The sequence below is a fragment of the Algibacter lectus genome, assembly GCF_900112395.1.
Taxonomy (GTDB): domain Bacteria; phylum Bacteroidota; class Bacteroidia; order Flavobacteriales; family Flavobacteriaceae; genus Algibacter; species Algibacter lectus.
Genome location: NZ_FOLN01000015.1, coordinates 26,967 through 48,795 on the forward strand (window position 1 = coordinate 26,967; position 21,829 = coordinate 48,795).

The following is a 21,829-nucleotide window of genomic DNA, read 5'->3' on the forward strand; positions in this document are numbered from 1 at the left end:
TTGCTAAAACCATTGTTGGCATAGCTATTGAATTTATATAAGAGTTGAGTCTAAAGGTTTGGTTTTAAATGCTTGATTTTTAGTTACTTAATATTTTATGTAAATTGTTAAACTTAAAGTTCAATGTGTTTTTATGACAGATTGACTCAAAATTATATATGAAAAAATCAAAATTTACAACTCTTGACAGTTTGTCATTACAGGAATTTGATGAGAACTCAGAATTAATTCCTTTAATGACACCTGAAGATGAAGAAGCTATAAATAATGAAGAATTGCCAGAAACACTGCCTATTCTGTCATTGAGAAACACCGTTTTGTTTCCTGGTGTAGTAATTCCAATTACTGCAGGGCGAGATAAATCGATAAAACTGATAAATGATGCTAATAAAGGCGGGAAAGTTATTGGTGTAGTGGCTCAAAAAGACGAGTCGGTAGAGAATCCATCGGCAAGTGAAATTCACGAAACAGGTACTGTAGCTCGTATTTTACGTGTTTTAAAAATGCCTGATGGTAACGTAACGGTTATTATTCAAGGTAAAAAACGTTTTAAAGTAGCCGAAGTTTTAACAGAGGAGCCATACATGAACGCTACTATTCGCGACATGGCAGAGGCTAAACCTGCAGTAAAAAACAAGGAGTTTTCTGCAATTATAGAATCTATAAAAGAGTTAGCTCTAGAAATTATAAAAGAAAGCCCAAATATACCAAGTGAGGCGTCTTTCGCTATAAAAAATATTGAAAGCAATTCGTTTTTAATCAATTTTGTATCGTCTAACATGAATCTTTCTGTGGCCGAAAAGCAGTCGCTTTTAGAAATGGACGATCTTAAATCTCGTGCATTGGCAACTTTGAAATTCATGAATGTTGAGTTTCAAAAATTAGAACTTAAGAATGATATTCAGTCTAAAGTTCAAATGGATATGAGCCAACAACAACGTGAATATTTCCTTCATCAACAAATGAAAACGATCCAAGAAGAATTGGGTGGCGTAAGTCATGATGAGGAAATTGAGGAAATGAAAGTGAAGGCTAAAACTAAAAAATGGGATAAAAAAATAGGAAAGCATTTTGATAAAGAATTAGCCAAAATGCAGCGTATGAATCCTCAAGTAGCCGAGTATTCTATACAGCGTAACTATTTAGAGTTGTTTTTAGATTTACCATGGAATGAGTTTAGTAAAGATAAATTCGACCTAAAACGTGCCATGAAAATTTTAGATCGTGACCATTTTGGTTTAGAAGATGTAAAACGCCGAATTATAGAATATTTAGCCGTTTTGAAACTTCGTAACGATATGAAATCGCCTATTTTATGTTTATACGGACCTCCGGGAGTTGGTAAAACCTCTTTAGGGAAATCTATTGCTGAAGCCTTAGGGCGCGAGTATGTGCGTATTTCGCTTGGAGGTTTAAGAGATGAAGCTGAAATTCGTGGACATCGTAAAACCTATATTGGTGCTATGCCAGGCCGTATTATTCAGAGTTTAAAAAAGGCTGGAACATCGAATCCTGTTTTTGTTTTAGATGAAATTGATAAGTTATCAAATTCTAATCAAGGCGATCCATCTTCAGCTATGCTAGAAGTTTTAGATCCTGAACAAAATAGTGAGTTTCACGATAACTTTTTAGAAATGGGTTACGATCTTTCTAAGGTTATGTTTATTGCAACTTCAAACAGTTTAAACACTATACAACCTGCCTTGCGTGACCGTATGGAAATTATAAACGTTACAGGTTATACTATTGAAGAAAAGGTAGAAATTGGTAAGCGACATTTACTTCCGAAGCAATTAAAAGAACACGGATTAACTTCTGATAATTTAAAAATTGGAAAGCCTCAGTTAGAAAAAATAGTTGAAGGTTATACACGCGAATCGGGTGTACGTGGTTTAGATAAGCAAGTGGCAAAAATGGTTCGTTATGCAGCCAAAAACATTGCCATGGAAGAGGAGTATAATGTAAAAGTTTCTAACGAAGATATTATTGAAGTATTAGGCGGTGCTAAAATGGAACGTGATAAATACGAAAACAATAATGTTGCTGGTGTAGTAACCGGTTTAGCGTGGACAAGTGTTGGTGGAGATATTCTATTTATAGAGTCTATTATTTCTAAAGGAAAAGGCGCTATGACGATTACTGGAAACCTTGGTAAGGTTATGAAAGAATCGTCTACCATTGCTATGGAATACATAAAATCTTATGCCGAAGAGTTTGGAATAGATCCTACGGTTTTCGATAAGTATAATGTACATATTCACGTGCCAGAAGGAGCAACGCCAAAAGATGGGCCAAGTGCTGGTGTAACGATGTTAACCTCTTTAGTGTCTTTATTTACCCAGAGAAAGGTAAAGAAAAGTTTAGCAATGACGGGTGAAATTACATTACGTGGAAAGGTTTTACCTGTAGGAGGAATTAAAGAGAAAATTTTAGCTGCAAAACGTGCTAGAATTAAAGAAATTTTATTGTGTGAAGAAAATCGTCGTGATATTGAAGATATTAAACCTGAATATTTAAAAGGGTTAACGTTTCATTATGTTACAGAAATGAGCGATGTTATTAAATACGCCATTACCGACGAAAAAGTTAAAAATGCGAAAGTGTTATAATTGATATATAAGTTATAGAAAAATCCTCGACATGTTCGGGGATTTTTTTTGCGCTTTCCGATTTAATCTATAAAACAAGATGAAAAGCACAAGGAATACTTTTTAAATTAAAATAAAAAATACATGTGTTCGTTTTAAGATAGATTTATTTTCTTTGCAGCCGGAACTATGTTTAAAAAAATAGCAACATTTTTTTGTTTTTCATTTGGCTTACTTGCAACTGCGCAAGTAGGAGGTGAGTCTACATATCAATTTTTGAATTTAATATCGTCACCTCGCCAAGCTGCACTGGGAGGTAAAGTTCTAACTAATGTAGATTACGATGTTACGCAAGGGCTTTATAATCCGGCTGCTATTAATGTAGAAATGGATAATCAATTAGCCTTAAATTATGTGAGTTATTTAGGCGGTATAGGTTACGGAACGGCGTCTTATGCTTATACCATAGATAGGCGCACGCAAACCGTACATGCAGGAATTACCTATGTAAATTACGGACAGTTTGATGGTTATGATGAAGATGGAAATTCCACAGGAACTTTCAGCGGAAGCGAAACCGCATTATCCGTAGGTTATGCTACACAAATTGGATATTCAGATTTTTATTTTGGGGCAAATCTAAAATTAATTACTTCAAAATTAGAACAATACAGTTCTTTTGGTGCAGCTGTAGATTTAGGATTAATTTATATTAATGAAGATTTAGATTTTAATGCTGCTTTGGTAGTCCGTAATTTTGGAACACAAATTACAACCTACGCAGGTTTAAAAGAGTCGTTGCCTTTCGAGGTTAGTTTAGGTGTGTCTCAAAGGTTAGAACATGTGCCCATACGTTGGCATGTTACTTTTGAAAACTTGCAAGAGTGGCCTATTAGCAGACCTAATCCGGCAAGAGAAACAAGTGATTTAAGTGGGGCAAGTTCTTCAGAAAAAATAGGATTTGTCGGTCAGGTTATTAGGCATACCATTCTAGGTGCCGAGCTTTTCCCAGAAAGCGGATTCAATATTAGATTAGGATATAATTTTAGAAGAGGTGAGGAGTTAAGAATTGTAGATCAACGTAATTTCTCTGGTATTTCGGCAGGTATCTCTATTAAAATGAATAAAATGCGTTTCAGTTATACCCACGCCAAATACACTAGTGCTGCAAATGCTAACTTTTTTGGTTTACAAATAGATTTGCAATAGCCATTCACTTTCCATTTAATTTAAACCGTTTTACTTTTTGCTTTATATTTCTTTAAGTATTTTTGAAAATTCAAAATAGAAGTCATACAGAGTACATTATAATAGTCACGTTTCAACTTTAAAAATACATGAACAAAATTACCATAGCCATCGACGGATTTTCTTCAACCGGAAAAAGTACTGTAGCCAAGCAGTTAGCAAAATATTTGGGTTACGTTTATGTCGATTCTGGCGCCATGTATCGTGCGGTGACTTATTATGCTATGCAAAACGGATTAATTTCTAAAGATGATTTTAATGTGGAAGCTTTAATTTATCAGCTCGATAATATTAATATTACTTTTAAATTTAATGAGAAATTAGGTTTTGCCGAAGTATATTTAAATAACGAGAATATAGAAAGAGCCATTAGAACTTTAGAGGTTTCTAGCTTTGTAAGTAAAGTGGCTGCCATTTCGGAGGTGAGACAAAAACTAGTTGAGCAACAGCAAAAAATGGGGCAAGATAAAGGTGTGGTAATGGACGGTAGAGATATTGGGACCGTAGTTTTTAAAGATGCTGAACTTAAATTATACATGATCGCTTCCGCGGAAAAAAGGGCTGTCCGTCGTTTCGATGAACTTATTGAACGTGGTGATCAAGTTTTGTATGAAGATGTTTTGAAAAACGTTCAAGAACGCGACCATATAGATTCTACTCGCGAAGATTCACCTTTAGTTAAAGCTGCTGATGCTATCGAAATTGATAATTCAGACATGACATTAGATGAACAATTTGATAAAATTTTACGTCTTGCCAAAATGACAATTGAAGATTGCGAATAAGTTTTCGGTTGGCAGTAAAATAGTATCCAGTAAATAATGAATATTCAGTAAGCAGGACTTAGTGCTTAACTTTAGAATAAAACATAAAAAAAACGAACGCCTAAATAAATAGACGTTCGTTTTTTTATAAATATGATTTACACCTTATAGATTAGGAATAATTAATTCTTGATCAGGGTGAATTACATCTGGATTCTTTAAAATATCAGAGTTAGCTTTAAAAATATCTTGGTATTTAGCAGCTTTTCCGTAGTACTGAATCGCTATTTTACCAAGAGTTTCTCCGCTTTTTACGGTGTGTCTATGGAAAACAGTTTCATCGGCTACTTTAATATCAGCCATAATATCAGAAGGGTTTTCACCACCAATTTCTTTTATTTTATCCCAAATTAGGTTCTTTTCGTAAGGTGTATTAGCTGTTCCTGTAACTTTTAATTGTCCGTTTTCTTCTTTTACATCACCATTTTGGATGTTTAAAGCTTCGCCTAGATCTAATACAGGTTGGTACTTTGCTTTCATTGTCATAAGTGTAGATTTTAATTTTGTTTAACAGGTTCAATATAGCAAAACCGATGCCAATTTTGAAGATTTTTCTCAATTTTATTATTTTGCTAGTAATCAGTGCTTTAAAATTTTTTATTAAAATTAGTCTAATTGATTGAAAATATGTATTTTTGCACTCCTTTTAGCGATTTATTGGAACAGATAAAAGGAATGAAAATTTATATAAAAATAACACTTCTGTGTGTTACTCGCTTAAATCTTCCAAAACATATAGAATACAAAAACATAATGATGTTTTATTTCCGCGAAAGCGATGTATTTAAAACACATTATTAAATTTAATTAAATGGCGGAAAACGCAAACCCAGCTGAAGTTGAAGCAACTGAAGCAAACAATGTTGGAGCTCCAGTTGTATCTGAAGCAAAAGCAAACCCTGAAAAATTCTTAGCGGATTTTAACTGGCACAATTACGAAGAAGGAATTGATGAAGTTGATAGCCAACAATTAGAAGAATTTGAAAAACTAGTAGCTGAAAATTTCGTTGACACATTAAACGATGAGGTTGTTGAAGGTACAGTAGTACACATTTCTGATAGAGATGCTATTATTGACATTAACGCAAAATCTGAAGGTGTTATTTCTTTAAACGAATTTCGTTACAATCCAGGTTTATCTGTAGGAGATAAAGTTGAAGTATTAATTGATGTGCGTGAAGATGCAACAGGTCAATTAGTATTATCTCACAGAAAAGCTCGTGTAATCCAAGCATGGGATCGTGTAAATAAAGCACACGAAACTGGAGAAATCGTTAACGGTTTTGTGAAATGCAGAACTAAAGGTGGTATGATTGTAGATGTTTTCGGAATTGAAGCATTCTTACCAGGATCTCAAATTGATGTTAAACCAATTAGAGATTACGATCAGTATGTAAACAAAACTATGGAATTCAAAGTTGTGAAAATCAACCATGAGTTTAAAAACGTAGTGGTATCTCATAAAGCTCTTATTGAAGCTGATATTGAAATCCAAAAGAAAGAAATTATTGGTCAATTAGAAAAAGGTCAAGTATTAGAAGGTGTTGTTAAAAACATTACTTCTTACGGTGTATTCATCGATCTTGGTGGTGTTGACGGATTAGTTCATATTACAGATTTATCTTGGTCTCGTATCAACCATCCAAATGAGATTGTTGAGTTAGATCAAAAATTAAATGTTGTAATTCTTGACTTTGATGAAAACAAATCTAGAATCCAATTAGGTCTTAAACAATTATCTAAACACCCATGGGAAGCTCTTGCAGAAGAGGTGAAAGTTGGTGATAAAGTAAAAGGTAAAGTTGTTGTAATCGCTGATTACGGTGCATTTATCGAAGTTGCTGATGGTGTTGAAGGATTAATTCACGTTTCTGAAATGTCTTGGTCTACACATTTACGTTCTGCTCAAGATTTCGTTTCTGTAGGAGATGAGGTTGAAGCAGTAATCTTAACTTTAGATAGAGAAGATCGTAAAATGTCTCTTGGTATCAAGCAATTATCTGCAGATCCATGGACAGATATTACGTCTAAATACCCATTAGCTTCTAAGCATACAGGTATTGTACGTAACTTTACAAACTTTGGTGTTTTTGTTGAATTAGAAGAAGGAATTGACGGATTAATTTATATCTCTGATTTATCTTGGACTAAGAAAATTAAGCACCCATCTGAATTCTGCGCTGTAGGAGATAAATTAGATGTGGTTGTATTAGAGTTAGATGTTGAAGGTCGTAAATTATCTTTAGGACACAAACAAACAACTGTTAACCCTTGGGATAAATACGAAACTGAGTTTGCTTTAGAAACAGTTCATAACGCAGCAATTACTGAGATTGTTGATAAAGGAGCTACTATTGAGTTTAACGAAGATATCGTTGCATTTGTACCATCTCGTCACTTAGAGAAAGAAGATGGAACTAAGCTTAAGAAAGGTGAAGCTGCAGAATTTAAAATCATTGAATTCAATAAAGAATTCAAAAGAGTTGTAGCATCTCACACTGCTGTATTTAGAGCAGAAGAAGCTAAAATGGTTAAGCAAGCAGTAAGAAAAGCTGAATCACAAGCAGCAGAATCAAAGCCTACTTTAGGTGATGCCAATGATGCTTTACAAGCGCTTAAAGATAAAATGGACGGAAAAGCATAATTTATTATGAGTTTTCAATTTCTGTAAAAACAGAAATCTATTTATAAAATTAAAAGCTCCTCAGAAATGAGGAGCTTTTTTTATGCATTATTATTAAAGTAGAAGCATTATAATACTTCAGTTGTAAAGTCCCTAATGTGCTGTTATGCTACAATGCTAAGAACACTTGTTTTAAGCGATAAGAAAGAGCTATTAAACGCTTTAAAGTGAGTCTAAAAGAACTTAGTTGTACAATTTAAACTAGCCTTAGATTTACGGTAACAAAAAAGCCGATAACAAACGTTATCGGCTTTTATAATATATAAAAGGTTGTTGACTATTTTAAAGCACCAACCATATCTTCTGGTTTTACCCAAGCATCGTAATCTTCTGCGGTAACATATCCTAAACGTACTGCTTCTTCTTTTAAAGTTGTTCCGTTTTCATGTGCTGTATTTGCAATTTCAGCAGCTTTATAGTAACCAATTTTTGTATTTAAAGCTGTTACAAGCATTAACGAGTTGTTAAGTAGCTTTGTAATTACTTCTTGGTTTGGTTCAATACCAACAGCGCAATTTTCTTCGAAACTAGCACATGCATCACCTATAAGTTGAGCCGATTGTAAAACATTGGCAGCCATAACTGGTTTAAATACGTTTAGTTCGTAATGTCCTTGCATACCTCCAACGGATACAGCAACATCATTACCCATAACTTGAGCGCAAACCATAGTTAAAGCCTCACACTGTGTTGGGTTAACTTTGCCTGGCATAATAGAACTTCCAGGCTCGTTTGCTGGAATTATAATTTCTCCAATACCCGAACGTGGTCCAGAGGCCATCATTCTAATATCATTAGCTATTTTATTTAATGAAACAGCAAGTTGTTTTAATGCACCATGTGTTTCTACCAAAGCATCGTGAGCAGCTAGTGCTTCAAACTTATTAGGAGCAGTTACAAATGGTAATCCTGTAAATTCTGCGATATATTCTGCAACACGTTTGCTGTAGCCTTTAGGTGTATTTAAACCTGTTCCAACAGCTGTACCACCTAAAGCTAATTCGCTTAAGTGAGCCAAAGTGTTGTCTAAAGCTTTTAAGCCATGATCTAATTGTGCTACATAACCCGAAATTTCTTGTCCTAAAGTTAAAGGCGTAGCATCCATTAAGTGTGTACGTCCAATTTTTACAACATTTTTAAAAGCTTCAGATTTTTTCTTTAATGTTTCTCTAAGTTGTTTTACACCAGGAATTGTGGTTTCAACTATTTTTTTATACGCTGCAATATGCATTCCGGTAGGGAAGGTGTCGTTTGATGATTGCGATTTGTTTACATCATCATTTGGCTGAATTGTTTTTTCGCCTTCACCAACCACTTTTCCTGCTAATTGGTGTGCTCTATTAGCAACCACTTCGTTAACGTTCATGTTACTTTGCGTACCAGAACCTGTTTGCCAGATTACTAACGGAAATTGGTCGTCGTGTTTACCTTCTAAAATTTCATCACAAACTTGTGCAATTAAATCTCTTTTTTCAATATCTAAAACACCTAATTCGCAGTTTGTGTAAGCAGCAGCTTTTTTTAAGTAAGCAAAACCGTAGATAATTTCTAACGGCATAGATGCAACGGATCCTATTTTAAAGTTATTTCTTGAACGCTCTGTTTGTGCGCCCCAAAGTTTATCGGCAGGTACTTTTACCTCACCCATAGTATCTTTTTCTATTCTGTAACTCATGGCATTAATGGTTTAATTATAAGTTACAAAGTTAATCGTTTTAGTCTGTTTTATTATGAGGAATGTCGTAGTTTTTCTCGTAAATTTTTTAACAAATTCATAAGATTAAAAATTATTTGCCCTGTTAAAAATGAATTATCTTTATAATGAATTTAAATAATAATTAATTTTAAACTAAATATAAAAATGGCAACAATTAGATTAGGAGATGAAGCTCCGAATTTTACAGCAGAAACATCTGAAGGAACAATTAACTTTCACGAATGGTTAGGTGATAGTTGGGGAATACTATTTTCACACCCAGCAGATTATACGCCAGTTTGTACTACAGAGTTAGGAACCGTAGCTAGATATACCGATGAGTTTAAAAAACGTAACGTAAAAGTTGTAGCATTGAGTGTAGATGGGGTAGAATCTCACCACGGTTGGATAAAAGATATTAACGAAACACAGAATACCACAGTAAACTTCCCGATTATTGCAGATGAAGATGGAAAGGTTTCTGAACTTTATGATATGATTCACCCAAATTCAGATAGCAAACTTACCGTGCGTTCTGTTTTTGTAATTGACAATAATAAGAAGGTGAAATTAATGATTACTTATCCTGCTTCTACAGGTAGAAATTTTGATGAGTTATTACGTGTTGTAGATTCTCTACAATTAACAGCTTACCATAAAGTAGCAACACCTGCAAACTGGCAAAATGGAGATGATTGTGTGGTAGTACCAGCAATTGCAACGGCCGATATTCCTGCAATTTTTCCAAAAGGATTTAAGGAAGTGAAGCCTTATTTACGTATGACGCCGCAACCTAATTTAGATTAGTGAATAACCTGTTGATAAATCTTAACATTGTTATTGGAAAACAAAATGGTTTATATTATATTTGTGGCACATTTATAAAAGACACCAACAATTATGTTTGATTTTGATCAATATTTAGGCTTTTTAGCATTTTTAGGTATATTAACTTTAGGATTTTGGTTAATGATTTTCTTAGTAACCTTTGTAATTCCTTATTGGGTTGGAGGTGCTTTAATCGAAAGATTAAAAGAAATTAGAGAAGAGAAAAAAGCAAAGCGATTAAATGCTTAAAACTTAATTGAAAATATATTAAAAAAGGAAGTTCTATTAGAGCTTCCTTTTTTTTATGCTTCATTTTCTGGTATAAAAAAACTCAAAGCGTTAAGCTTTGAGTTTTTTTATTTGAAGTATTAAAACTTAGGTTGCGGTAAACTACATTTCCATAGTTTCCCCTCCTTCGCCACGTTCGCCACGTTGCTGTTGTTTTTGTTGGTTAAAACGGTATGTAAAGGCTAGGTTATACGTTGTACTACCTCTAAATTGAATTTCTTGATATGATGTAAAGGTATCTGCAGTTATATCATTTCTGCTTACTCCCGTGTTAAATACATCTCTAACGTTAAATGCTATAGAAGCTTTTTCTTTTAATATGTCTTTACTAAACGCTGTGTTTACAGTTCCGCTAGCTCTTCTGTCATTTTGTGAATCTACAGTTGGTCCACGGTAGCTAAAGTTTGTTTGCCAATCTACAGAATATGGAAGTGTAAGTTTATTTGTTAAACGTGCATTCCATGTTAAGTTATTTGCTGTTAGATTAACATCTTCAAAACTTCCGTTACGTTCTAATTTGTAAATATTAAAATCACTATTTATACGCCATTTTCTAGTAGGGCTGTAGTTTAAATTGAATTCAAAACCATAACGATCATCGGTTGCTAAATTTACTGGACCACGTTCTATTACAGGAAATTCTTCTCCATTTATAAACACAGTTTCTCCGTTATCTCTACTTAAAAATGTCATTACATCTGTAGAGTGTGAGTAGTAAACAGAAGAACTTAAAGTGAATTTCCCAAATCTATTTAAATAGCCAATATCAAAAACACTAGAGTAAGTTGGGTCTAAATCTGGATTTCCTTGAAAAACGTTAGTTAAACTAGAACGAGAAGGGAAAGGGTTTAACATAAAACCACGTGGTCTACGTAATCTTCGGTTATAACCAACCGTCATACTTGCATCTTCATTAAATTTATAACTTACGTTAACTGTAGGGAATAAACCTGTAAAGTTTTTTCTTTTAAAATCACCAGAAGTAGGTTGATCTAATGTGTATTTAGTGTTTTCTAATCGTAAACCTAATAGGTATGAGAATTTATCAATTTTACTACCAAACTGAAAGTAAGCAGCGTTTAAATATTGCTTAAAGTTAAACAGGTTCGATAAGTTGGTGTTTAATTCAAAGGCACCAGCATCATTAAGTAGAGAAACTTGATAATCCGTTTCGGTAGTCGTGAAATCTCCACGGTACCCCAATTCAATTTGACTATTTTCACCTAAAGGTAATACGTAATCTGTTTGTAATAATATTTGTTGCTCATCTTCCAAGGTTTGTAAGATATCGGTATCAAGTCCATCAACGCTAATTAATGAGTATTCGTCATCATTAGAATTTTCAAATTGAAAATCGAAAGAAAATTTATGTCCGTCCGTTTTAAAATCTTTCATGAAATTTAAAGCATATTGAAATGTTCCACTTTCACCTTCTTCAGGATCACGACGCACACTTCGGCTAGTTTCATTTGTTATTTTATTTAACTGAACCAAGTTATTAATTGAGTTGTTGTAGCTACTATTATCACTATAAACAATAGAGTTGGTTAATGATGCTGAGTCTGTAATATACCACTCAATACCTGTATTGGTTGTAATACCTTTACGCGTATCATCCCAATTACGTTTTTCATCTAAATCTGGTGTGTTTTCATCAAAATACTTAACATCATTATACCATCTACCAACACTTTCTCTGTATCTGTAAGATGTGGTGTTAAATATATTTACGTTACCAGTTCTGTAATTTATGTTCCCTGATAATCCAGCCGCATCAGGGTGTCCAACATTTGCTGTAACAGAACCGTTAAAACCTAACAGTTTACTACGGCGTAGAATAATATTAATAATTCCTCCCGTTCCTTCAGCTTCATATCTTGCTGATGGAGAAGTAATAACTTCAACTTTTTCAATAGCATCTGCAGGTAATTGTTGTAGTGCTTCGGCAGAATTTAAACCAACTAAACCAGATGGTTTTCCGTTAATTAAGATACGTACATTGTCATTTCCGCGTAAAGCAACACCACCTTCGGCATCTACAGAAACAGATGGTACATTATCTAGAACATCACTAACAGATCCGCCACTTACAGTTAAATCTTTACCAACATTGTAGATTTTTTTATCAAGCTTTATTTCAACTGTGGTACGCTCGGCAATAATTTCTACTTCGCCTAAAGATTCTGTATCTAATTCTAAAGAATAAGACCCAATGTTTTCAGATTTGCTAATTTGTTTATTAGCAATAGTAATAGTTTTAAACGAGATATACTCAATTGTAATGTTGTATAAACCAACAGGAACAGGGATAGAGAAGTTTCCCTTTAAATCTGTAATTCCTCCGGTTTCAATCTTGTTTTCCTTTTTATTGAAGAATGCAATAGTTGCATATTCTAAAGGTTCGTTGGTTTCTTTGTCTATTACTTTACCACTTATTGTTACTTCTTTTTGTGCAAATAAGAGTGTAGAAAATAAGCTTAAAAAAACAAATAAATGTATTCTTTTTCCCATGCTGGTCTTTTAGTTTATTAGACTGCAAAACTATGGGATGGTTTAGCTTTATTGAGTTAAACCTATGTTAAAATAAACCTTAAATTTTTGGCTTATAGAATGTCTAAAATTAAACTTGGTGGACGACCAATAACTGCTTTTTTACCATTTATAACAATTGGACGTTCTATTAACTTAGGATTATTAGCCATAGCTTCAATAACTTCAGTGTCGGTTAGATCTTTACCTTTAAAATCACTTTTCCAGATGGCTTCGTTTTTTCTAACCAATTCTATAGGTTTAATACCTAAAAGTGTTACCATTTCTGTTAACGCTTTCGCGGAAAGGTTATCGTCCAAATATTTTACAATTTCGAAGGGTTTTCCAGAATTCTCAAGGATTTCTAGGCCTTGTCTCGATTTTGAACAACGTGGGTTATGATAAATTTTTGTCATTGTAATAGTATGTTTTAATTAAACCTCACAGATTTAAAACCTGTGAGGTTTTCTTTTTTTATGTTATAATTGGCCGTCGTCTTCCATTTTTTGTCCCATCATCATTAAATAGGCCTTTAAAAAGCTGTCAATATTACCATCCATTACGGCATCTACATTACCGGTTTCATGAGCGGTACGTACATCTTTCACTAATTTATAGGGATGCATTACGTAGTTTCTAATTTGGCTACCCCATTCAATTTTCATTTTTCCAGCTTCAATATCATCACGTTGTGCCAATTGTTTTTGAAGTTCAATTTCATACAATTGCGATTTAAGCATTTGCATAGCACGCGATCTGTTATCATGTTGAGAGCGTGTTTCCGAACACGATATTTGAATACCTGTAGGTTTATGTGTCAGTTGTACTTTGGTTTCAACTTTATTTACATTTTGCCCACCAGCACCACTAGATCTTGCGGTTGTTATTTCTATATCGGCAGGGTTTATTTCTACTTCAATAGTATCATCAACAAGAGGGTACACATAAACTGAAGCAAAACTTGTATGGCGTTTGGCATTACTATCAAACGGAGAAATACGCACTAATCTATGTACGCCATTTTCACCTTTTAACCAACCAAAAGCGAAGTCGCCTTCGATTTCTAGCGTTACGGTTTTTATACCAGCAACATCACCTTCTTGAAAGTTGAGTTCCTTCACCTTAAAACCGCTTTTTTCAGCATACATTAAGTACATACGCATAAGCATACTTGCCCAATCGCAACTTTCTGTTCCACCAGCACCAGCTGTAATTTGCAGTACGGCACTTAAGCTATCACCTTCTTCAGAAAGCATATTTTTAAACTCAATATCTTCTAATTGTGTAGCTAATAAATTGTATTGAGCTTCTACATCTTCGGCAGTAGCTTCATCTTCCTTAAAAAATTCATAAAGAACTTCAAGGTCTTCAAATCTGGTTTTTGCTGTTTTATAATCTTCTACCCATTTTTTCTTCACACGTAGTGATTTCATTATAATTTCTGCTGCTTTGGAGTCGTTCCAGAAATTAGGGTCAAAGGTTTGTTCTTCTTCGTTTTGTATTTCTATCAGTTTGGCGTCTATGTCAAAGATAGTGCCTAAGTTTATCGAGGCGGGTATTTAGATCTTTAATTTGATCGGAAGTTATCATGTATCAATTTATTTCTAACAAAAATAGGATTTCTTTAAGCTAGCAGAAAACAAATCTGAATATAATTTTATAGCTTTATCCACAAATTGAAAATATGATTATTGATTTAAGAAGTGATACCGTTACCAAACCAACTAAACCTATGTTAGATGCCATGATGCAAGCTGCTGTGGGAGATGATGTGTTTAGAGAAGATCCAACGGTAAACGCGTTGGAAGCTAGAATAGCCAATATGTTTGGAAAAGAAACGGCTTTATTTTTTCCGAGTGGGACTATGGCAAACCAAACGGCAATTAAATTACATACCAATCCTGGAGATCAGGTTATTTGTGATAAATATGCGCATATTTTTAATTATGAATCTGGTGGAGCGTCTTTTAACAGCGGTGTGTCTTGTAATTTATTAGATGTTAATAATGGCATTTTTTCTGCACAAGATGTAAAACAAGCCATAAACCCAGAAGCTTACTATTACAGTAAAACAAGTTTAGTTGAAATTGAAAACACGGCGAATAGAAGAGGAGGTTCTTGTTGGGATTATAATGAAATACTTAAAATTAGAACCGTTTGCGATGAAAATAACCTAGGCTTTCACTTAGATGGAGCTCGTTTGTGGCATGCCTTGGTAGCAAAAAATGAAACAACTGAGCAATACGGAAAAGCTTTTGATACTATATCGGTATGTTTAAGTAAAGGTTTAGGTTGCCCTGTAGGCTCTGTTTTGGTTGGTGATAAGGTTATAATGGAAAACGCCATACGAATTCGTAAAATATTTGGTGGCAACATGCGCCAAGCAGGATATTTGGCTGCAGCAGGTTTATACGCTTTGGATAATAATATTGAAAGGTTGGCAGAAGATCACCAAAAAGCAAAGGAAATAGGTGCCGTTTTAGCAGAACGTTCTATCGTGAAATCGGTAGAACCTATAGAAACTAATATTGTTATTTTTGAATTGAACAACAACGTTAATGAAAAAGAATTCACTCAAAAATTAGCCGATAAAAATATACATATTATAAGCATGGGTGGTAATAAGCTGCGTATGGTAACGCATTTAGATTACACTAATGCTATGCATGACAAACTTTTGAGTGAATTATTGAAACTATAAATAAACTTACTTAAACATATCCATACCAGGTATATTTGGCATACCGTCTTTTGCGGCAGCAGCAAGCTCTGCTTCGTTAATTTGAGTAGCTCTTTCAATAGCTTTGTTTAATGTTAAAACAAGGTAATCTTCGAGTTGCTCTTTATCTTCCAACAAAGCATCATCAATGTCAATAGATTTAATAGTTCTATTGGCTGTTAATGTAATTTTAAGCTTATTGTCGTTACTAGCTTCATCTACTAAAACGGTGTCTAAACGTTTTTTTGTTTCTTCTACTTTTTTCTTGGCTTCTTTGAGTTTACTCATCATGCCCATCATGTCTCCAAACATATTTTTAAAATTTTTTAAGGGGGTTGGTAGCTGCAAATTTATCAAATACTAAGCCAAATTGTTGTATTTTACAATGAAAAATGAAAATAGCAACCATTCTTTTAAGCGTAAGTTTTACTTTTGCCGCTTCGTGTAAAAATATAAATATGAGTAAATCTATAAATGAAGTCGCTATTCCTTCAGCAAAAAAAATATCAAAAACATTAGAAATTCACAATGATGTTAGAATCGATAATTATTATTGGTTAAACGATCGTGAAAACCCTGAGGTTATAGATTATTTAAATGCCGAGAATAACTACACCAAAGCTTTAATGGCGCATACTGAAGGTTTTCAAAAAGATTTATTTGAAGAAATGAAGGGGCGAATTAAGGAAGACGACTCATCATTACCTTATAAATTAAACGGGTATTGGTACATTACACGTTATGAAACAGGGAAAGATTATCCTATTTATTTACGTAAAAAAGGAAGTTTAGATGCCGAAGAAGAAATTCTATTCGATTGTAATGAAATGGCTAAAGACCAATCATACTTTAGTTTAGGAGGTATTTCTATTAGCCCAGATAACAAAATGGCAGCTTTTTCTACAGATACAGTAAGTAGAAGGCAATATACTGTTCAAATTAAAAACTTAGAAACAGGTGAGATTTTAGCCGATAAAATTTTGAATACTACCGGAAGCGCAACATGGGCAAACGATAATAAAACATTGTTTTACACCATGAAAGATGCTGTAACGTTGCGTTCTCATAAAATATTCAAACATAAGTTAGATACCGATTCTAAAGATGATATAGAGGTTTATCACGAAGCAGATGAAACCTTTAATACCTTTGTATATAAAACAAAATCTAAAAAATATATTGTTATAGGTTCGTCGAGCACGTTGTCTTCAGAATATCAAATTTTAAGTGCAGATACTCCAGATGCTGCTTTTAAAATGTTTCAAAAAAGAACAGACGATATGGAGTATAGTATTGCACATTATGATGATGCGTTTTACGTGATTTCTAATTGTGACGATGCTACAAATTTTAAACTTTTAAAAACCAGCGAAACAGCTACTGAGAAAGAAAATTGGAAAGATTTACTACCTCATAGAGAAGCTGTTTTATTAGAAGATATCGAGATTTTTAAAGATTATTTAGTTGTTAATGAACGTGAAAATGGACTTAACAATATTAGAATAATAAGTTGGGATGGTAGCGAAGATTATTACCTACCTTTTAATTCTGAAACGTACACATCTTATATAGGTAATAATCCTGATTTTGATAGCGATGTGATGCGTTATGGATTTAATTCGTTAACCAACCCAAGTTCGGTAATGGATTATAATTTTAAAACTAAAACAAGCGAAGTTAAAAAGGAACAAGAGGTTTTAGGTGGAAAGTTTAATAAAGAAAATTACGAATCTAAACGAATTTGGGCTACAGCTCGCGATGGCGTAAAAGTGCCAATTTCTTTAGTTTATAAAAAAGGAATTAAGCTAGATGGAACTAATCCATTATTACAATATGCATATGGTTCTTATGGTTCAACAACAGATCCTTCGTTTTCTACAATTCGTTTAAGTTTACTAGATCGTGGCTTTGTTTATGCCATTGCGCATATTCGAGGTGGAGAATATTTAGGACGCCATTGGTACGAAACTGGAAAGCTTTTAACCAAGAAAAACACTTTTACAGATTTTATAGATTGTTCTAAGTTTTTAATTGAAGAAAAATATACTTCAAATAAACATCTATATGCTTACGGTGGTTCGGCTGGTGGTTTATTAATGGGCGCTATTATTAATATGAATCCGGAATTGTACAACGGTGTTTTAGCTGCTGTACCATTTGTAGATGTAGTTACGACTATGTTAGACGATTCAATTCCTTTAACAACAGGAGAATACGATGAGTGGGGAAACCCCAATAACGAAGAGTATTACCATTACATGAAATCTTATTCACCATATGATAATGTAGAAGCAAAAGATTATCCAAATATGTTAGTTACAACGGGTTTACACGATTCGCAAGTACAATATTGGGAACCTGCAAAGTGGGTAGCAAAGCTTAGAGAATTGAAAACGGATAGCAATATATTATTATTGCAAACAGATATGGAATCGGGTCATGGTGGTGCTTCCGGACGTTTTGAAAGTCTAAAGGAAGTAGCGTTGGAATACGCGTTTTTACTAGATTTAGAGGGAATTAAGCGCTAATAAAAAAAAATGTCTTATTTTTGTCAAGTTTTAAGAAGCATGGATTTGTTTAAATCATGCAACTTGTAAATTGAATTTATGAAACACAGAAATCAAGTATTTGATAATGTATTAGAGTTAGTTGGCAATACACCTTTAGTAAAGCTAAACAGAATTACCTCTAAGTTCGAAGGGGATTTTTACGCTAAAGTAGAATGTTTTAACCCAGGACAATCATCAAAAGATAGAATTGCACTTTATATTATTGAAGAAGCCGAAAAGAAAGGTATTTTAAAACCAGGCGATACTATTGTAGAAACCACTTCTGGTAATACGGGTTTTAGTATTGCAATGGTAAGTATCATTAAAGGATACGAGTGTGTATTAGCAGTAAGTTCAAAATCTTCTCCGGATAAAATTGATATGTTGCGTACCATGGGAGCGAAGGTATATGTATGCCCAGCTCATGTTAGTGCAGACGATCCAAGATCGTACTATCAAGTTGCAAAACGTATTCACGAAGAATTAAAAGGTTCGGTTTACATCAATCAGTATTTCAATCAATTAAATATTGATGCGCATTATAACTCTACAGGGCCAGAAATTTGGAAACAAACTGAAGGTGAAATAACGCATTTAGTGGCATGTAGCGGTACTGGAGGAACAATTTCTGGAACAGCAAAATATTTAAAAGAGCAAAATCCAAATATAAAAGTAATAGGTGTTGATGCTTTTGGTTCGGTGATTAAAAAATACCATGAAACAAGAGAGTTCGACGAAAAGGAAATTTATCCATATCGTATAGAAGGTTTAGGTAAAAACTTAATTCCAGGTGCTACAGATTTTGATGTAATAGATCAATTTGTAAAAGTTACCGATGAGGAAAGTGCACATACCGCTAGAGAAATAGCTAGAACAGAAGGTATGTTTGTTGGTTATACTTCTGGAGCTGCAACCCAAGCTATTAAGCAATTAGGTGAACAAGGAGCGTTTAAAAAGGGAGATAAAATTGTTGTTATCTATCCAGATCATGGTTCGCGTTACATGAGTAAAGTTTACAGTGATAAATGGATGAGCGATCAAGGTTTCTTCGATTCACAAAATGAAGCAGCTGCGCAAAGCATTCAATACATAAAATAAGAAAGCATAATATTACATAATACAGGTCCATATTTTACTAATTTGTGAAATATGGACTTTTTTTATGCATCAAAAAATCGATATAGAAGTTTTTTTCAACTTTATTGTCCATATTTCGCAAATGCATCGTAAAAAATTATGCTCAATCCATATAAATATTTAATTTTGCACGGACTGACTAAAACCAAAACATTCTTGATTCTTTCATAAACAGCTCGTTTTGTTTGTGTTCCTTAAAAGTTGTTTAATTTGGTTGCAGTTATATCTAAAGTTTAATAGCAATACCATTTATAATAGATGAAGGATTTATTTGAAAAGATTTATAAAGACAAAGGACCACTAGGAAAGTGGGCGTCTCAGGCTGAAGGTTATTTTGTATTCCCAAAATTGGAAGGCGAAATTTCTAATAGAATGAAGTTTCAAGGAAAAGACGTAATCACATGGAGTATTAATGACTACTTAGGTTTAGCCAATCATCCAGAAGTTCGTAAAGTAGATGCAGAAGCAGCTGCACAATATGGTTCTGCATACCCAATGGGAGCAAGAATGATGTCTGGGCATACTGATTTGCACGAACAACTTCAAAATGAGTTAGCATCTTTTGTAAGTAAAGAAGCAGCTTATTTGTTAAACTTTGGATACCAAGGTATGGTATCTACCATTGATGCTTTAGTTTCTAAAAACGATATTATTGTTTATGATGTTGATGCTCACGCTTGTATTATTGATGGTGTGCGTTTACACATGGGAAAACGTTTTACTTACAAACACAACGATGTTGTAAGTTTAGAGAAAAACTTAGAGCGTGCTACCAAAATGGCAGAACAAACAGGTGGAGGAATTTTAGTAATTTCTGAAGGTGTTTTTGGAATGCGTGGAGAGCAAGGGCGTTTAAAAGAAATAGTAGCACTTAAACAAAAATTTAATTTTAGATTATTTGTTGATGATGCTCATGGTTTTGGAACTTTAGGAGCAACAGGAGCTGGTGCTGGAGAAGAGCAAGGCGTGCAAGATGATATTGATGTATACTTTGCAACTTTTGCTAAATCTTTAGCTAGTACAGGTGCTTTTATTGCGGGTGATAAAGAAATAATTGATTATTTAAAATATAATTTACGTTCTCAAATGTTTGCAAAATCTTTGCAAATGCAATTAGTTGCTGGAGCTCTTAAGCGTTTAGATATGCTTAGAACTATGCCAGAACTTAAAGCTAAACTTTGGGAAAACGTAAACGCATTACAATCTGGATTAAAAGAGCGTGGTTTTGATATTGGTACAACACAAAGTTGTGTAACACCAGTATACTTAAAGGGGTCTATTCCTGAGGCTATGGCTTTAGTAAAAGATTTAAGAGAAAACTACGGTATTTTCTGTTCAATAGTTGTGTATCCAGTAATTCCAAAAGGATTAATTTTATTAAGATTAATACCTACAGCAACACATACATTAGAAGATGTTTCTGAAACTTTAAATGCATTTGATGCTATTAGAGAACGTTTAGAAAACGGAACTTACAAACGTTTATCTGCTTCTGTTATGGCGGCAATGGGCGAGGAGTAGTTCAATAACATAGAATGAAAAAAATCCGATTCAATTTTAATTGAATCGGATTTTTTAGTTTTAATAAGAAGCTAAACTTTATAGAAGTTTCTTGTATGTTTTTCTTCTTTTGTAAACTACAGGGTCAAAATGTTTCCATATTTGATGTATAGCGTGGTTATCTTCTAGCTCTGGAGTTCTAAAGCATGTTTGGATACCTTTTTCTTTAAAAGTCTCGTAATATTCATTGAAAATCACAGCATGCACACCTTTATTTTGGTAGTCCGGATGAATTCCTATTAAATAGAAAATAACATCTTTACTATTCTTTTTAGCATTCAAAATATGTCTGAAACCAAAAGGAAATAGCTTACCATTCATTTTTTTTAAAGCAGCAGTAAATGCTGGCATTACAATAGCAAAACCTACCAATTCATCATTTTTATCTACAACAAATTTGATGTATTCTGGATTTACAAAACTTATAAATTTCTTTTTGAAATAAGCTTTTTGAATATCGTTAATGGCCACAAACGATGATAATGAAGCATAGCTCGCATTAAACAAATCGAACATTTTGTCAACATAAGGCATCACTTCACTTGTTTTAGTGAATTTTAAGGCTTTTAGTTGGTAGCGTCTTTTTATAAGCTCTTGTGCTTTTTTAAAAAATTCTGGCTTTACATTTTCAAAAGGAAAACGACTTTCAGAATACGATTTTTCAATCTCATATCCGGCTGCTTCGTAATGTTTTACATAATAAGCGTGGTTATACCAAGTAACCATGGGAGTAGTACTCTCAAAACCTTCCGTCATGACACCAACTTTATCTAAGTTAGAGAATCCAACTGGACCTTCAGTATATTCTAGGTTTTTGCTTTTTCCTATTTCAGCAACCTTATCGAGTAGTATTTTAGAAACTTCTAAATCGTCTATAAAATCGAACCAACCAAAACGCATTTTTTTTATGTTTTGGTCTTGAATTTCTAAATTATTAGTAATCGCAGCTATTCGGCCAACAATAGCATTGTTTTTGTAGGCTAAAAATAACTGAGCTTCGGCATCTTGAAAAACAGGATTCTCGTTTTTGTTAAAAGTGTTCATCTCCTGACTAATAATAGGAGGTGTCCAGTATTCACAGTCTTTATAAAGCGTGAAAGGGAATTTTACAAATGCCTTTAAATCTTTTTTATTTTTTACTTCTTTTAGTGTAATCATATACTTGTTATGATAAATTTAT

The 21,829-nt window shown here is 33.5% G+C and carries 17 protein-coding genes; 10 read left to right on the forward strand and 7 right to left on the reverse strand.

Translation table 11 applies throughout. The features are described from left to right. Positions 1-158: 158 nt before the first annotated feature. The 3 genes from lon to cmk all read left to right on the forward strand — a co-directional run bounded on the left by lon (position 159) and on the right by cmk (position 4,621). On the forward strand, positions 159-2,609 hold the full coding sequence (lon, locus tag BM246_RS18775; RefSeq protein WP_042499623.1) for an endopeptidase La: 2,451 nt from the start codon (positions 159-161) through the stop codon (positions 2,607-2,609). Between the two features lie 168 nt (positions 2,610-2,777). After that, positions 2,778-3,797: a type IX secretion system protein PorQ gene (gene porQ, locus BM246_RS18780; protein WP_074940353.1), complete on the forward strand. Its 1,020-nt coding sequence runs from the start codon at positions 2,778-2,780 to the stop codon at positions 3,795-3,797. Positions 3,798-3,925: 128 nt separating this feature from the next. Continuing rightward, positions 3,926-4,621, forward strand: coding sequence for a (d)CMP kinase (gene cmk / locus BM246_RS18785; RefSeq protein WP_042505019.1), 696 nt, complete (start codon positions 3,926-3,928; stop codon positions 4,619-4,621). 144 nt (positions 4,622-4,765) lie between these two features. Here the strand turns inward: cmk and BM246_RS18790 are convergent, their stop codons facing one another. After that, entirely contained in the window at positions 4,766-5,146 is a 381-nt protein-coding gene (locus BM246_RS18790; protein ID WP_042499621.1) for a LysM peptidoglycan-binding domain-containing protein, read from the reverse strand. Between the two features lie 325 nt (positions 5,147-5,471). Here BM246_RS18790 and rpsA point away from each other — a divergent pair, with 325 nt between their 5' ends. Beyond that, positions 5,472-7,304: a 30S ribosomal protein S1 gene (gene rpsA / locus BM246_RS18795; protein ID WP_042499619.1), complete on the forward strand. Its 1,833-nt coding sequence runs from the start codon at positions 5,472-5,474 to the stop codon at positions 7,302-7,304. 316 nt (positions 7,305-7,620) lie between these two features. Here the strand turns inward: rpsA and fumC are convergent, their stop codons facing one another. After that, the gene (gene fumC / locus BM246_RS18800; RefSeq protein ID WP_074940356.1) at positions 7,621-9,018 is read right to left on the reverse strand and encodes a class II fumarate hydratase; all 1,398 of its coding nucleotides are present in this window, start codon (positions 9,016-9,018) and stop codon (positions 7,621-7,623) included. A 186-nt stretch (positions 9,019-9,204) separates the two neighbouring features. Between fumC and BM246_RS18805 the strand changes: the two genes are divergently transcribed. Both BM246_RS18805 and BM246_RS20045 read left to right on the forward strand, forming a co-directional pair. Beyond that, entirely contained in the window at positions 9,205-9,846 is a 642-nt protein-coding gene (locus tag BM246_RS18805) for a peroxiredoxin (RefSeq protein ID WP_042505021.1), read from the forward strand. Between the two features lie 93 nt (positions 9,847-9,939). Continuing rightward, positions 9,940-10,116: an ATP synthase subunit B family protein gene (locus BM246_RS20045; RefSeq protein ID WP_162857676.1), complete on the forward strand. Its 177-nt coding sequence runs from the start codon at positions 9,940-9,942 to the stop codon at positions 10,114-10,116. Between the two features lie 141 nt (positions 10,117-10,257). Here BM246_RS20045 and BM246_RS18810 read toward each other — a convergent pair whose 3' ends face one another. From BM246_RS18810 to prfB, 3 genes are all read right to left on the reverse strand, one after another. Further along, the gene (locus BM246_RS18810; protein ID WP_074940360.1) at positions 10,258-12,666 is read right to left on the reverse strand and encodes a TonB-dependent receptor; all 2,409 of its coding nucleotides are present in this window, start codon (positions 12,664-12,666) and stop codon (positions 10,258-10,260) included. Between the two features lie 92 nt (positions 12,667-12,758). Further along, a complete protein-coding gene (gene arsC / locus BM246_RS18815; protein ID WP_042499616.1) occupies positions 12,759-13,100 on the reverse strand; it encodes an arsenate reductase (glutaredoxin) in 342 nt (113 codons plus the stop codon). A 63-nt stretch (positions 13,101-13,163) separates the two neighbouring features. Beyond that, positions 13,164-14,274 (reverse strand): peptide chain release factor 2 gene (gene prfB, locus BM246_RS18820; RefSeq protein WP_139221933.1). Its coding sequence is split into 2 segments (ribosomal slippage): positions 13,164-14,210 and positions 14,212-14,274, totalling 1,110 coding nucleotides; the frame shifts between segments, so codons are not numbered across the junction. 94 nt (positions 14,275-14,368) lie between these two features. Here prfB and BM246_RS18825 point away from each other — a divergent pair. Continuing rightward, complete coding sequence (locus tag BM246_RS18825) at positions 14,369-15,385, forward strand: threonine aldolase family protein (protein ID WP_042505026.1); 1,017 nt, start codon at positions 14,369-14,371, stop codon at positions 15,383-15,385. A gap of 6 nt (positions 15,386-15,391) precedes the next feature. On the opposite strand, the gene BM246_RS18830 is transcribed toward BM246_RS18825, so the two are convergent. Further along, the gene (locus BM246_RS18830; RefSeq protein ID WP_042499612.1) at positions 15,392-15,715 is read right to left on the reverse strand and encodes a YbaB/EbfC family nucleoid-associated protein; all 324 of its coding nucleotides are present in this window, start codon (positions 15,713-15,715) and stop codon (positions 15,392-15,394) included. Between the two features lie 80 nt (positions 15,716-15,795). On the opposite strand from BM246_RS18830, the gene BM246_RS18835 reads away from it, so the two are divergent. The 3 genes from BM246_RS18835 (at position 15,796) to BM246_RS18845 (ending at position 20,610) form a co-directional block, all read left to right on the forward strand. Beyond that, positions 15,796-17,931: a S9 family peptidase gene (locus BM246_RS18835; RefSeq protein ID WP_074940364.1), complete on the forward strand. Its 2,136-nt coding sequence runs from the start codon at positions 15,796-15,798 to the stop codon at positions 17,929-17,931. 78 nt (positions 17,932-18,009) lie between these two features. Continuing rightward, the gene (locus BM246_RS18840; RefSeq protein WP_042505027.1) at positions 18,010-19,050 is read left to right on the forward strand and encodes a cysteate synthase; all 1,041 of its coding nucleotides are present in this window, start codon (positions 18,010-18,012) and stop codon (positions 19,048-19,050) included. Between the two features lie 297 nt (positions 19,051-19,347). Further along, positions 19,348-20,610, forward strand: coding sequence for a cysteate-C-fatty acyltransferase (locus tag BM246_RS18845; protein WP_042505030.1), 1,263 nt, complete (start codon positions 19,348-19,350; stop codon positions 20,608-20,610). 78 nt (positions 20,611-20,688) lie between these two features. On the opposite strand, the gene BM246_RS18850 is transcribed toward BM246_RS18845, so the two are convergent. Further along, positions 20,689-21,807 carry a GNAT family N-acetyltransferase gene (locus BM246_RS18850; RefSeq protein ID WP_074940368.1) on the reverse strand — a complete coding sequence of 373 codons (1,119 nt, stop codon included), beginning with the start codon at positions 21,805-21,807 and terminating at the stop codon, positions 20,689-20,691. Between the last annotated feature and the right edge of the window lie 22 nt (positions 21,808-21,829).